We start from the raw sequence: 14,320 nt of genomic DNA, 5'->3' as shown, positions 1-14,320 counted from the left end.
AGTCCTCTCAAAATGTCCGGTTGTAGGCTCCGACCTCTGGATTGCGGCGCAGCACGGCATCGACAGCCTCGAACATCTCGCGACGTCGTTCCGGCGAGACAGGGCTTTCCACGACGACAACAATTTCCGCCTTGTTCGACGAGGCCCTGACCAGACCCCAGGTGCCGTCTTGGGCAACGACACGCACCCCATTCACGGTGACGAGATTGGCCAGCGGCTGGCCGGCGAATTCGATCCCGTCCGCCTTCATTTTCGTGAATTCCCCGACAACTTTCGCGACCACGCCGTATTTCACCTCGTCGGCGCAATGTGGCGACATAGTCGGCGTGCCGAAGGTCAGCGGCAGATCGCGGTAGAGATCGGCCATGCTGCTTTGCGGGCTGCGATCCAGCATCTGGCATATAGCACTGGCCGTGACCAGGCCATCGTCATAGCCGCGGCCGATCGGCGGATTGAAGAAGAAGTGGCCCGATTTCTCAAAACCGGCGACAGCGCCGAGTTCGGCGACGCGCCGTTTGATATAGGAATGACCGGTTTTCCAATAGTCGGTGACCGCGCCATTTTCCCGCAACACCTTGTCGGTCATGAACAAGCCGGTCGACTTGACGTCGACGACGAAAGTCGAGCCGGGAGAGAGGTGTGAGATGTCGCGCGCGAGCATGACGCCGACCTTGTCGGCGAAGATCTCGTTGCCTTCATTGTCGACCACGCCGCAGCGGTCGCCGTCGCCGTCGAAGCCGAGCCCGACATCGGCGCCGGTTTCCAGCACCTTGTCGCGAATGGCGTGCAGCATCTTCATGTCTTCGGGGTTGGGATTGTAATTGGGAAACGTATGATCGAGCGCGACGTCGAGCGGAATCACCTCGCAGCCGATCCTTTCCAGTGCCTCGGGAGCGAAAGCCCCGGGGGTGCCGTTGCCGCAGGCGGCCACCACCTTGAGCTTCCTCGAGATACGCTTTCCCGCTGTCAGATCGTCGAGGTAGGTTTTGCGGAAATCCGCAACGAAGTCATAGGAGCCGCCACCGACAAGGTCGAAATCGCCTGAGAGCACGATCGCCTTCAGCGCGCTCATCTCCTCCGTACCAAAAGTCAGCGGGCGCGCCGCGCCCATCTTGACGCCGGTCCAGCCATTCTCGTTATGCGAGGCGGTGACCATGGCGACGGACGGCGTGTCGAGCGCGAACTGGGCGAAATAGGCCATCGGCGACAAGGCCAGCCCGACATCCTTGACCCGCGCGCCGGCGGCCATCAGCCCGGAAAACCAGCGCCAGCTTGATGGCAAGCGAATAAGAGCGGAAATCGTGACCAGTGACTATGTCGGGTCCGGCACCCAGACGGCGGATCAGCGTGCCGAGCCCCATGCCGAGCGCCTGGACGCCGATCAGATTGAGCTCCGGCGGCTCGTTCGAACCGGGATGGCCAAACCACCAGCGTGCATCATATTCGCGAAACCCGGACGGCTTGACGAGCGCCGAGGTTTCGAATTCAAAAGTGTTTGGTCTGGCTTGGCCGACATGTTCAGGGTCACGGTTTCTGCTCCGCAATTGCGGGCAACAATCCTAGCACGCTGCCGGGCGCAGGCCCCTTCGGGAATCGGGGTAGCCCCAACGCCCTGGTTCGCCCCCCTCATTCAATAGGACCGTGCCTGCCGATGGCCGAAAGGATCTCTCGCCCAAGCGTGGGTTTTGTATTCTGGAGGTGCTTCCAGCTCAGGCGCTGACGACAAGGGGGGCTGCCAGATGCCGCTGACCGCATTCAAGTTCCCGTTCCGCGAGAATGTCGACGAAAGGCGTTTCGGACGCCTGGCTCGCCTTCTCAATGGCATTCAAGTGGAAATCGAAAGGGATCAGCGGAACTCCGTCTGTCCGGGGAAAGGATGATGGACTGCGCCGCGTTGGTCTGGGAGGCGATGGGAACACGGCGAAACCCCGACCGCATGTACACGACCATCAATACCCTCATGCGGAACGGTCCGCGGACGGCAGGTCTCTCTGGGGACAGCAGATGTCATTCGTCGACAGGACGAGAGGACGTTTTGGGGCCAATATCGACGACCATGATCTCCGGCGACACGCCGAAGCGCACCGGCAGCCACGATACGCCCAGACCCCCGGATACGATCATGTGCCGCCCACCCTCGACGATATGCCCATAGGCGAAGCGCTGTCCGTAGGCTGAATTGATGATGGGGGGGCCGATGAATGGCAAGCGCACTTGTCCGCCATGTGTATGGCCGCATAACGTCAGGCTGACACGGTCAGGGACAGTAATGAAGATGTCCGGTTCATGCGCAAGGAGCAATATCGGATTGCCGTCGTCGGGTATTGCGGCCATTGTTCCAGGCAGATCGTCGACGCCCTTGTACACGCCTCGAGAAAACTGCATGGCCCACTGATCGCCAAGACCCGCGAGCCAGAATGCTGGGCCATCCTGCTGCCGGATAAGCGTGGCGGTGTTCTCGAGGACCGGAATGCCATTGTCGACGAGGGCTGCGCGGACGCTATCGACACCGTGCCACCAGTCGTGGTTGCCGAGAATGGCGTGGCAGCCGAGGGGCGCGGAAAGTTTTGAAAGTGAACTGCCCCAAACAGTGTCGGGCACGATCCCGGTGGCATAGCGCGGCAGCACGCCCATCACATAGTCGCCAAGGAGAAGGATGATATCGGGCTGCAGGCTATTCGCAACAGCGACGATCTCGTCGATCCTGGAAACCGGCATCCAAGGCTCGCAGGCGTGGATGTCAGCGATCACGACGATGCGCAGGGGCTTGGCAGTCGTCGGCCAGCGCGGCGGTAGGACCTTGTAGCGAGTGACACGCAGTCGAAACCGAGGTTCAATCGCGAGGGCATAACTCGCCAGACCGAATGCCGCGAGCGACACGGCGCCAAAGAGCTTCAGGAATGACCGCCGCGACGTCAGCACTTGTATTTCCCAGCAGAACGAGGTCGGTTTTAGGGATCGCCACGAATTCAGCTGCGGCAGCCTGAATCAAATCAACCGGGTGAGAGGCCTCGCGGGGTCAATAGTTTCCCAAATCGGCATCACCTGCAAGCATTGGTGTTTATTGCGCAGGGGAGGGAGCTCGGACATCCGTCAACCGCTCCGATTTGCGACTGATCTCGGAGGGATGGTGTAGCACCATTCCGGATGGAATGGGTCGCCTTTAGATCGTCGAACGCCTCCATCTCGGCATCGCTCACTTGATACCTTTCGTCGGTCGCGCATCGACTGCGCTCACACCATAGACCGCGCCGCAAGGCTTGGGAGAGACGTCCCTCGATGACCGAAAGACCAGTTCCTCTCCCCGCCACGGCGTCAGACAGGCATTCTTGTGGATGTACATTCGGACCCTCCGGTGAGTGCTGAAGCTTGGTAACTCCAGTCTCCTCGGTTCGGTCCGAATGGACAGCCTACAGAAAGCTCACAACTAGAGCCTTCCATCCCGATGCCATCGGGATGGAACTCCATCTCTTTGTTAGAGCATGATCTTCTCCGAAAACCGGGCTCCCGCTTTTTGCTACGCTGACCTTCGGTTCGGGATCATGTCTTTGAGGTGCTGTTTATCCAGTCCTTGTTTGGCCACGGCAGCCCCTCGCGGGATGTTATTTCCCCGCGTAGGTCCTTCAGGTCACATAGAATGAGGCTGCGGTGAGCGAGAGATGTGGGGAAAGGGTGGCGAACTGTGTTTGAGATGCGCCGCCGGCCCCGTCGCTGTCGAAAGAGAGCGCCCCGGTTGCACTGTCGTAGATGATATGATCGGAGCTGTCATGCGCGGCTGTACCAGCAAAGAAAGCTGCGGATGGAAGCCCTCCCGGCTGAAGCCCGGCAAAAACGGTATCGCTGAGATGGAACGTGTCCTGGGAGCGCTTGAAGTCGGTGATCTTATCGACATTGCCGGCTCCAAGAGCAGTATTGAACGAGAAGGCATCGTGGCCTCCGTAACCGGTCAAGACGTCGGCGCCGAGCCCGCCGTTGATGACATTGTTGCCGGCATTGCCCTCGATAGTCTGGGCGAACTCGTTGCCGGTGAAGCTCATCGCCTTCGTGCCGGACGGGTTGTTGGTGGCGAGATGCTCGATCTCCGAGCCGGCCGAAAGCGCATAGCTCACCGAGGCGATCACACTGTCGTTGCCGCCGCCCACTGCCTCAACTGCCTTCTCGTTGGCATTGTCGACATAGTAAGTGTCGTTGCCGCCATAGCCGATCATCGTGTGGCCGCTGGTTCCATGCAATACATCGGCGCCGCTGGTGCCGTACAAGGTGCCATCGCTGGTGTCGCCGGACGGAGGGGCAGTCCCGGTCCCAGACCCAGTCTCGGTCCCGATCGAGCCAGTGGTTGGGGGAGTGACGTTCGCACCCGTGACGGTGTCCCCGCTGCCCGCCTTCTGATAGAGCTGAACCCCATCGACCTGCATCTGCATCGACGAAGGGGTCGAGCTATCGAGAGCCGTATGCCATCCGGCCGCGTTGGAATTCCCGACCGCATTGCTCATGATCAATTCCATCGGTTCAGTCGGGATGGGGGCCTGTGCGCTGGTCACTTGCGCCATCTGTTTCCCGTCGAGATACCAGGTGATCGATTGACCGGGATCCCAGTTTATGCCGTACGTGTGAAAGCCGGCCGTGAGGTCGACGCCGCTGTCGACGACGCCACCGACCACCCCTGACTGCCCGTGGAGGTGGTAGGAGAACGCCTGGTTTGCCGGTCCCGAACCGGTGAATCCACCCTCCTGCATATCGATCTCAAAATTGTCGCCGCTGCTGCCTGCGCCTTGGCCGGGCATCAGCCAGAGGCCTGGCCATGCGCCGTCGCCGCTCGGCGCCTTCATGCTGATCTGAAGATAGCCGCCATCGAATTCGAAGTTGCCATAGCTGCTGACGGCGCCAGACGTGACAGGGAATGTCTGTGCCGACCCCTGAGCCACGCCGTTGACGGGTTGCTGGGTCGCCGTGAGACCCAATTGCCCATTGCTCACGGACACCTGGCTCGGCATATCGTATTCGGCATTAAACTGGTTGCCCATCCCACTTCCGCCCGATCCATTGCTGTTCCATGGCCAGCCGTTGGCGGCATTGCTGGTGAGGTAGGGATGCCAGTCGCTGTCCAGTGCCGTACCGGAGAAGTTTTCCTCGAAAACGAGGTCGCTAGAGGCAAAGCCTGCGGGTGCGGAAAGAGCCATTCAGTGATCCTTTTTGGCGTTGAAAACAGGGAATTCCACTGTCGCGCATCGCCAGGCGCGCGACATATCGCATGCTCGCAGTTGAGCACTGCGAACGGATTTCAAAGTAGCGGAGCTTTGGAGGTCCTCGCCTTTTCGAGCGAGCTTAACGTTGAACTCGCCATCGAAGGAGAGTTTTGTCGACGGGAATACTCATCAGGCCATTCCTTGAACGGTGTCGCTGCCGACGCACGCAAGGTCTTCAATGGTTCGAGCCGCAGCCGGACTGAAGTCGAGCGCAGCTCTTCCGGCGCATGCGCCACCAAGCCTGCCGTTTAGTAAAAACAATGGTTGATCCTTAGTTCATTGCGTCTTTTTGTTGTCATTTCACCCGCGCCCTAAGTAAAACGCAGGCGTTTCCGCTTCATTGCTTATCCACACGCCGACTTGTACCCACATGAATGGATCATTCGTGGACGATGTACGCAAGCCTACTACCGTTTGCGGCGAGAATGAGGCTGGGCGAAAACTTATTAACACCTTCTAATATATTCGGTGCGTCGAACAGCCGCGACGAAACAGCCTTCCCGACGTCCTGCGAAAACCGTGTCCGTCGGCTGAAATGTTGCGCTGGTTCGGGGGCCCGAGCGGGTCGTTCGCATATGAGGTCGAGGCGGAAGGCCGGGGTGTCTTCCGAGCTGCATGGCGGACGAGCCCATGGAGCTGGAGCCGCCGGTCAAACAAGGCCATCTCGGAGACTTTCCATATCGCAATAGCCCGGCGCCCGGATGCAGAATTCCGTTTCCTTGCAGCTCTCAGCCTTGCCGCCGATCCGTGCTCGGCCGCTGACGAATCCGAGCTTGCGGCACCCGAGATCCGGCGCAAAGCCACCGGTGCGCCGCAGCCCGTCGGCGGGTACCGACATGTTCGCCCCGATTGAGTTGCGGATGCGCGTCCCGCACGTGCACGCCGGCGTGCGTGCAACCCACGACCCAGTGGAACTCGCCGGGAAACCAGGAGGGCGGCGTCGGCTTACCACAACGGCTCGAGCCGGGCGCCTGTTCCAAGCACCTTCGAACTTCGTCCAGGCTAATTTGGTGCCGCAATCGATTCGCTGCCGCTGAATCAAGCGCTCACGATTTTCGCGTCATCCATTTCCATGCGTCGCGGATCTGAATTTCCAGGTCAGATCGCTTTGGTTTCCAGCCGAGCAGGGTTCGTGCTCTTTGGAGAGCACCAATCAAAACCGCCGGATCGCCAAGCCGTCTCGGCGCCAGCTCGATTCGGATTGATTTGCCCGTAACGCGCTCAGCCGTGGCCACTACTTCCAATACCGAGTAACCCCGGTCATTAGCCAAATTGACCGCGCAGGTGGCCCCGCCGTCGATAAGATACCTGAGTGCCCTCACATGAGCATCAGCGATATCAAGCACATGGACGTAGTCGCGGATACAAGTTCCATCCGCCGTGTCGTAATCGTTCCCGAACACCTTGATCGCTGTGGCGTCACGGGCGGCGGCGAGGACAAGCGGGATTAAATGGGTTTCTGGCTCGTGAGCTTCGCCGATTTCTGCTTCGGGGTCAGCACCCCCAGCATTGAAGTAACGGAGCGAGACCGAACGAAGGTTGTGAGCCGCGTCGAGATCCCTGAGCATCTGCTCAACAACAAGCTTCGAGTAGCCGTAAGGATTGATCGGTCGTTGTGGATGATCCTCCGAAATCGGAAGCCAATCAGGCACGCCATAGGTCGCGCAGCTTGACGAGAACACCACCGGCATTTGCTTGAAGCTGATCAAGGTTTCAAGCAGGGAGATGGTTTCGCCGATATTGTTGCGATAATAAAGCAGAGGATTTACGACCGATTCCCCGACGTAAGCATAAGCGGCAAAATGCATCAGAGCTGACGGACGGTGTTTTTCGAGTACCGAACGCACCCGAGCGCGATCACCGACGTCGCCCAATTCGAACGGGCCGAATCTCGCGGCCCAGTGGTTGCCACGCGAAAGATTGTCGTAGACAACCGGCTCGAATCCATGGAGCGCCAATACTTTGCAGGTTTGGCTGCCAATATAACCAGCGCCGCCCGTTACCAGAATCTTCATCACGGTCTATATCACCTCAAGCTCAACACTGCGCGAAAAGAAGCTCATCCTTAGCTGTTCGGCGCCATAGCTGGCTCTAATCGGGCGAAATGAGAGCGCACAGTTCACATGGGTTCAGCGGTTCAAAACTTAGAGGCATAGACTGTCGCGAAGCAGCTTCGGGCGCCGGAATATGCGGTCGATAGTCGGAATGGCCGAAGCTCGCGATGTGCGAGTGGTTATCCAGCTGGGAGGAAGTCGCCAGCAATGGAATGGAACCGTTGTCTCCGCTCTTCGAAAGCGATCAGCTGTGGCTCCTCCTGCGAGCATGATCGGCGTGCCTGGTCGCGGCGAAAAAATGCAACGGTTGGCTTCAGCCCGTCTTTCAGTCCCATGGTCGGTTGCCAGCCCAATTCGGCTTTGGCGAGAGAAACATCGGGTCGGCGTTGTCTTGGATCGTCGCGGGGTAACGGCAAATTGACGAGTTTTGACGACGAGCCGGTTTCAGCGAGCACCAGTTCCGCAAGCTCTCGAATGGTGAATTCTCCATCATTTCCCAAATTGACTGGCCCCGTGAATGAGGCTCGACTGTCCATGAGGCGTACAAGACCATCTATCAAGTCATCAACGTAGCAGAATGAACGAGTCTGGTTGCCGTCACCGTAAAGCGTAATCGGCTCGCCGCTGAGTGCCTGAATAATGAAATTGGAAACAACGCGACCGTCAGCCCGATGCATCCGCGGGCCGTATGTGTTGAAGATGCGCGCAACCTTGATTTCAAGGCCGCACTGTCGATGATAATCGAAGAATAGCGTTTCGGCGCAACGCTTTCCCTCATCATAGCAGGACCGAGGGCCAATGGGGTTCACATTGCCCCAATAATCTTCGGTTTGAGGATGAACCGCGGGGTCGCCATAGACCTCACTTGTCGACGCCTGCAGAATTCGACATTTGAGCCGCTTGGCGAGGCCCAACATATTGATCGCGCCTTGCACCGACGTTTTTGTGGTCTGCACCGGATCGTGCTGGTATTGGATGGGCGATGCGGGGCAGGCCAAGTTGTAAATTTCGTCGACTTCGACGTATAAGGAAAACGTGACATCGTGGCGCAGAAATTCAAAGCGCGGGTTTGCGTGTAGATGTTCAATGTTGTGCTTGGTTCCGGTGAAGAGATTGTCCACGCAGAGAACCTCATGACCGTCGGAGAGCAGTCGATCTATTAGATGGGAGCCGAGAAAGCCGGCTCCCCCGGTGACCAAAACGCGTTTGCGACTCTCATAAATCCGTGACATGTCAATCTCCTTACGAAATGAATAGGCTGACGCTGCATTGTGCCAGTAGCTGCGCCACTCACGTCCTGAACGTAACGCCCTTCTGTTCCGGGGCTATCGTTGGATCCTGCGAGATGGCGGCCCGTGCCCGTGCCTGCGTGTAAGCAATTGAGGTAGTCGCCAATCCGACAAAGATGGCGAACGCCTGACCGATTTTGCCAGCCGCTGCGTATTCGAGTACGGAGCGCCCCAGAGTAAGAATGTAATGCCGCTCGGAATCCAGCCCGTCCTTAGTCCCCGCCAAGCCTGCGAGTACCGCTTTGGAGGTCCCCTCCATGCGGCACCGATGGAGGAAATACTTCCAGGTCGTGCGTTCCGCTGTAACCACATGGCGAACGCTGGCCTCGGGTTTGTATATCCATACGCCTCCAATTTTTTTTGTGGCACGGATACAAAACTCGGTGTCGTCGCATGTATTGGCTGAGCCCCTACCGCCGCCGATGCGTCCCATTTGACCGGCAAACCCGCCGCAGCCATGCAGCACGTCGGCGCGGACTGACATGTTCGCGCCTATCACATTACGCACTTCGCCACCGTCTCGTACCCGCATTCCGCGATAGCTGCAGCCGATGATCCAGTTGAATTCAGGCGGGAACCACCAGGGCCGAGCTTTGCGCCATAGAGGCTCAATGCGCCCGCCGACGCCAAGCACGCGCGGATCGGCGTAGGGCACCAGCAACTCTTCCAGCCAGCGCTCATCGGCCATCGCATCGTCGTCGAGAAATGCCACGACCGGTGCGGTTGCCAATCCGGCACCCGTAACGCGACCGCCGCACAGTCCACGCACGTTATTGTTAGGTGTGACGACGACACCCTCGATCTCGCGCCGGGCTCGCTTCAAGAGAGCCTCATTGTTGTCGACGACGAGAATGATTTCGCGGGCGGGGCTGGTCTGGTTGCGCACCGACGCGATGGCCGCATTCAAATCGTCCCAGCGATCGAGTGTGTAGGCGCAGATGACAACCGACGCATCGATCATGGCTGCTGATTCCTTTCGCGTGCCTGTCGAGTTGCGGCCATTACAACGATATCGCGCGGGGCGCGCGTTTGGGTGTGGCCAGACCCGACGGACGCTTCAATTCGTCCCAGCGGTCGAGCGTGCTTGCGCAGGTCACGATGGACACTTCGGTCATGGGATCTCCCCGGTGGTTTCTGAGGCCCGGCGGGCTTCGCGGGTCTGCGCTGCCCGGGCCGTCGCGGCTTTGAAGATCTTCCAAATCACGCTTCCGTCGTTGCGGATATCGAACTGGTCGTGTTCATCGACGGGATAGCGTCCGCTGTCCTGCCGTGAGGCCAGCTGCCACACAATCCAGCCAGAGCACTTGGGATCGCGGGTAAGCGTATCGAGCCATGTAGCGTAAGCATCGGCGGAGTCCCGATTGGAGCGGGCATAACCGAATTCCTCCAGAAGGACCGGCTTATTGGCGCGGGCCGCCAGTTGGCAGAACTCGGTGATCAGGTCGTTAAATTCCTGGACTGTGAGGTTGTAGTAGAGCGGGTAGCCGTGCCAGGTCCCGAAATCGAGAGTTGGGATCATCAAATCGGCCAGCTTCTCGGAAACGTTGGCGTGCCCTGAGCTGACAAGGTGATTGGAATCGAGCGACTTCACGTAGGCCGACATTTCGGCAGTCCAGGCCAGCCGCAAAGCCTCAGGGCGCGCATTGCCTTCGTTCATCAGCTCCCAGGCCATGATGGTTGGATCATCCCGGTAGACAAGTCCGGTGAGCAGGTTGACGCGCTGCACGACGTGGCGGACCCAGGTCCTGTAGTCCCGCTTTGTGCGCGGGTCATCGAAGAAAAACCTGGACTCGTCTTGGCTCCCATACCAGGCCCGCATCTGCTGGGCGCCACCCGTATAGGCCCAGAAATCCAGGAAGGCGATGACGAGCCTGAGGTGTCGCTTGCCGGCTTCGGCGACGAGGAAATCAATCTTCTGCATGCCATTCACGCCGTCATTGATCGCCATCCTGTTCTCACGAGGGTCCCAGGAGAGCAGGTACATTCCTCTCACAGCGACGTCGCTGGCATCAGCCTCAAGCCGCCAGTTCCAGATCGTAGCAGTGCTTCCATCGGGCGACCCGATCACTGGCTGGAGGAAGATGCGAACCGCATTGGCTCCCATTGCCACCGCGTCATCGAGAACGCGGATGACCTCGTCCTTCGACGCGAAAGTCACATAGAAGCTGTTCACGCCGGTCAAGAAAAATGGCCTGCCGTCGACTGTAAACTCCGTGCCGGAAGTCTTGATGAAGGACGCTGGCGCCAAGCTGTCCGCGGCGCTCACGGCTGCCGGAACACATAACAGCGCCAAGACCAGCACACGCCATCCGGCATTGCGCAGCCCGTATTTCGCCCGTTGCCAGCCGACTGTCATCCCGCCATGTGGCTCTCACCGGGCGCCGAGTGCAATGGCGCCTAGGGATTACCCCCTCTGACCTCGCACAGCCCGGCGTCAACGGGGGCATAGTGGTGCTTGGCCGATTACGGTCGCTCGAGTACAGACCCGTGCTGTCAGACGTCGCTCCCAACCAAGAGTTTGGCTCTTCGCATTGGCGGGTCCCCGCGGTTGCAACAGGTGGGGAGCTGAATAGACTCGGGGTGTGCCGCAGCCTCGCCCCAGGCGGAATGCCCAATTGGGTGGTCGACCGCAAGCGGTCGAACCCCGCGCTGTGGTCGCGCTACGCCCACCCCTTCCTGGCAGACGCTCTGAATGGCCATGGCTTCGTGGTCTTCCTCCGCGATCTTCGGAGACAAATCGGAGAGCGGCCCTTGCTGGTAATCACCGATGAGCTGGCGCTTCTTACGATCTCGGAGTACCGCAAAGCGCTGGAGCGGCTTTACCACTTCCGCCTCTCAACTCACGACACCGCTAGTATGCTTCACGACAAAGCCAGGTTCCCCGAGAGCGCCGGAGAGCATGGCTGGCCAGTGCCGAACGGCGTGGTCGTGCGGGACCTCGCGGGTGTTCGCGAGACGTCGCTCCGCCTGGGGATGATCCTGAAACCCGCCGACAAGCGCCACTTCCACGAGGGGCATGCTCCCCGCCCGATCACAGCGAACAGCTACGCTGACGCCGTCTCGGCGGCCGAGAGGCTGCTGGCTCAGACAGGCGAGGTCCTGGTACAGGAGACGGTCGAGGGACCAGATGACAACGTCTATTTCTGCCTGTTCTACCGGGGACGCAACGGCGAGACGCTCGGCATGTTCACCGGGCAAAAACTCGCCAGCATACCGCCGGGCACCGGGAGCACGGCGTTCTGTAGGGCGGCAGTAAACGAGGAGTTGGAACGCGCCACGAAAAACCTCCTCGATCAGGTCAACTACTTCGGATTTGGCGGCCTCGAGTACAAGCGGGATATCAGGAGCGGACGCTTTCTGACAATAGAGCCGACGGTCGGGCGCACCGATTGGCAGGAGGAGTTGGCGACGCTCGTCGGGCTCAATATCTCGCTGATAGCTTGTCGGCACCAACTCGACCTGCAGCCATTGCCGACCGGCTCGCTTGACGGCCGCGTGCTCTGGCAGGGTTCCTGGATCGAGCGGATCCGCTTTGGCGCGAAGCCGATCCCGCCTCGCTCGGTCGTGATGGATGGCTTCCGGCGCCGGGACGATCCGCTGCCGGCCTTGGTGCATCATCCTTGTGATGTGGCGCGCGCCGTGGCTTTCTATCTGCCGCCCTGGCGCGCGGGCCTACGGCGGATAGCTGGCAAGGCGCATCGCTCAAGGTGGTTCTCGTCAAAGCTGGGGTCTTTTTGGAATCCCCCGCGAGAACAACAATGCGCATTTGCTTGAGTCTCGATCCGTCGCGGCCGCTGCGCTGGCATCTGTGGCTGGCAGAAGCGCTTGCTGAAGTGCCCGGCAACGATGTCTCCTGCGCCTTCGCGGCCGGCTGCCGCCCGCTGCCGTTGATCTTCCGTCTGCTGCTCGAACTCGAACGACTACTCTATGGCTTTCGTGTCAAGGGCGCGACCGACGCCGTCGAGGCGGCGCTGCGGTCCCTGCCGCCTCCGGCCGAGCAAGTGGACGTGGTGATCGATTTCAGCGGAGAGGGGCCGCTCCCGTCGGGAAGGCGCGTGCTGACGCCGCTCTTCAACGGCGTACCGGGCGAGATTGGAGTCATGGCGGCCTTGGCGAATGATCAGGACCTTCTCGTCGAGCTGCACGACACGGCGCGCCCGTCACAGCCGTGGATGGCGCGTCCGGCCAGTTTAGACCGTGCAGTATTCTCAGCGAGCCTCGATAGCGTCCTCTCCTGCGCTGTGGCGCTGACCTTAAAAGCCTTGCGCGAGGAAACCAGTTCAGCTGCGGCCGGTGTCCCCGGCCCACGCATGGCCGTGCCTTCGTTAAGCGCGCTTTCGGCCACTGCATGGGAGACTGGCAGGGTGGCATCGAAGATGATCAAGTTCTTGGACATCTTGGCGAGAGGCGGTAAGGCTTGGGGGATTGGCTGGCGCTTCGACCAGGCGGCGAGCCTGCTCGACAAAGGCGGAGCAGCCTTCAAGGTGCTCACCGGGGACACCGGCAGCTACCTTGCCGACCCGTTCCCGTTTCGCCATCAGGGGCAGGACTTTATCTTCGTCGAACAGTACCTCTACTCAAAGAACCGGGGGTGCATTGCGGTCGTGACAGCAGACCGGAGCGGGACCGCCGGCGCACCCCAGATCGTCCTGGAGGAGCCGCACCACCTCTCGTACCCGTTTGTATTCGAGCAGGACGGACAGATCTGGATGATCCCCGAATCGGGGGCGGCCAGGAATGTCGCCCTCTACAGGGCAGTCGAATTCCCGTTCCGGTGGACGCGGGAGGCCTGCCTGATCGACGGCATCGAGGGCTACGACACCACGCCGCTGCGCCATGAAGGCGGCTTCTGGTTTTTCGTCAGCCTCAGGGTATGGAGGTCCACGTCCTGGGATGTCCTCAGCCTCTACCATGCCGAGAGCTTGACTGGCTGTTGGACGCCTCATGCCGCAAACCCCGTCCTGATTGATGCCGCGCTCAGCCGCCCCGCAGGCGCTGTCATCCGACACTGCGGACAGACGCTACGCCCGGTCCAAGACAGCGCGCTCGGCTATGGCGGCGCGGTGACGTTCTGCCGGATCGATGCGCTCGGCGAGTCGGAATTTGTCCAGACCCCCGTCGGTCGCATTCGGTCCGGAGAGTTCGGGTGCCACACCTACAACCGGCGGTCCGGCTTGGAGGTGATCGACTTGTTCGGACATATCCGGGGTTTGCGAGAGGTCACGACCTCGTATCGGTTGCTTGTACCCGACGCGCCGGTCTCAGGACCGCGTGGCCAGCCCCTCTCTAGGCAGGTCTCGCGTCCAGGTTAGCTGCCCGCAGCCAGTTGGTCGAGCGCAACGTACACCGCCTGCGAAGGGCGGGTGCGCTCGACTCCGGCTTGTTGCCGCCCACTTGGCTAGGCGTCACGCTGCCGGTCTGTTCCACCCGCTTTAGCCACTCAATCGCCCCGTTATAGCTGACGCCAAATCGCGCCGCCGCAGCGCGCCGAGAAAGCCCCTCGGCTTTGACCGCATGAACAACCCGTTCACGAAGGTCCATCGAATAGCCAACCATTCATACTGGGCTCCAGCTCCAGCCAGAAGGTTGAAACAATATCCAACCGATCTGGGAATCCCTCCTCGACTTGCCCCAACGTCATCCCGCTCTAGCCGTGGCCGCGGGTCGATGAAGGTCCTCGCTGGCGTTGAAGGTGGCCCCAGAGGTCTAAACGGTTTGGCAACGCTGCCGA

General features: G+C 60.2%; 8 protein-coding genes and 1 pseudogene. 2 read left to right on the top strand and 7 right to left on the bottom strand.

Annotated features, from left to right (window positions below):
- Nucleotides 1–7: 7 nt before the first annotated feature.
- The 7 genes and pseudogenes from NKH89_RS31415 to NKH89_RS31385 all read right to left on the bottom strand — a co-directional run bounded on the left by NKH89_RS31415 (nt 8) and on the right by NKH89_RS31385 (nt 10,945).
- Nucleotides 8–1,544: pseudogene (locus NKH89_RS31415) on the bottom strand (phosphomannomutase/phosphoglucomutase).
- A 463-nt stretch (nt 1,545–2,007) separates the two neighbouring features.
- On the bottom strand, nt 2,008–2,922 hold the full coding sequence (locus tag NKH89_RS31410; RefSeq protein WP_352484239.1) for a metallophosphoesterase: 915 nt from the start codon (nt 2,920–2,922) through the stop codon (nt 2,008–2,010).
- Nucleotides 2,923–3,623: 701 nt separating this feature from the next.
- The gene (locus tag NKH89_RS31405) at nt 3,624–5,180 is read right to left on the bottom strand and encodes a family 16 glycosylhydrolase (RefSeq protein ID WP_352911143.1); all 1,557 of its coding nucleotides are present in this window, start codon (nt 5,178–5,180) and stop codon (nt 3,624–3,626) included.
- 1,112 nt (nt 5,181–6,292) lie between these two features.
- Complete coding sequence (gene galE / locus NKH89_RS31400) at nt 6,293–7,261, bottom strand: UDP-glucose 4-epimerase GalE (protein WP_352911197.1); 969 nt, start codon at nt 7,259–7,261, stop codon at nt 6,293–6,295.
- 218 nt (nt 7,262–7,479) lie between these two features.
- A complete protein-coding gene (locus tag NKH89_RS31395; protein ID WP_352484241.1) occupies nt 7,480–8,532 on the bottom strand; it encodes a UDP-glucuronic acid decarboxylase family protein in 1,053 nt (350 codons plus the stop codon).
- A 58-nt stretch (nt 8,533–8,590) separates the two neighbouring features.
- Complete coding sequence (locus NKH89_RS31390; protein ID WP_352484242.1) at nt 8,591–9,550, bottom strand: glycosyltransferase family 2 protein; 960 nt, start codon at nt 9,548–9,550, stop codon at nt 8,591–8,593.
- Nucleotides 9,551–9,700: 150 nt separating this feature from the next.
- Complete coding sequence (locus NKH89_RS31385; protein ID WP_352484243.1) at nt 9,701–10,945, bottom strand: glycoside hydrolase 5 family protein; 1,245 nt, start codon at nt 10,943–10,945, stop codon at nt 9,701–9,703.
- Nucleotides 10,946–11,208: 263 nt separating this feature from the next.
- Here NKH89_RS31385 and NKH89_RS31380 point away from each other — a divergent pair, with 263 nt between their 5' ends.
- Nucleotides 11,209–12,363 (top strand): hypothetical protein, encoded by a 1,155-nt coding sequence (locus NKH89_RS31380; protein ID WP_352911139.1) that lies wholly within the window; start codon nt 11,209–11,211, stop codon nt 12,361–12,363.
- Nucleotides 12,348–13,901, top strand: a complete 1,554-nt coding sequence (locus tag NKH89_RS31375) for a glucosamine inositolphosphorylceramide transferase family protein (protein WP_352911136.1) — start codon at nt 12,348–12,350, stop codon at nt 13,899–13,901. The genes NKH89_RS31380 and NKH89_RS31375 overlap by 16 nt, the downstream gene beginning before the upstream one ends.
- The last annotated feature ends 419 nt before the right edge of the window (nt 13,902–14,320 follow it).

Source organism: Mesorhizobium sp. M0923, from assembly GCF_040319365.1.
In the GTDB taxonomy this organism is placed as follows: Bacteria; Pseudomonadota; Alphaproteobacteria; order Rhizobiales; family Rhizobiaceae; genus Mesorhizobium.
The sequence above is the reverse complement of the archived record's forward strand: the minus strand, read 5'-3'. Positions and strand labels throughout refer to the sequence as shown.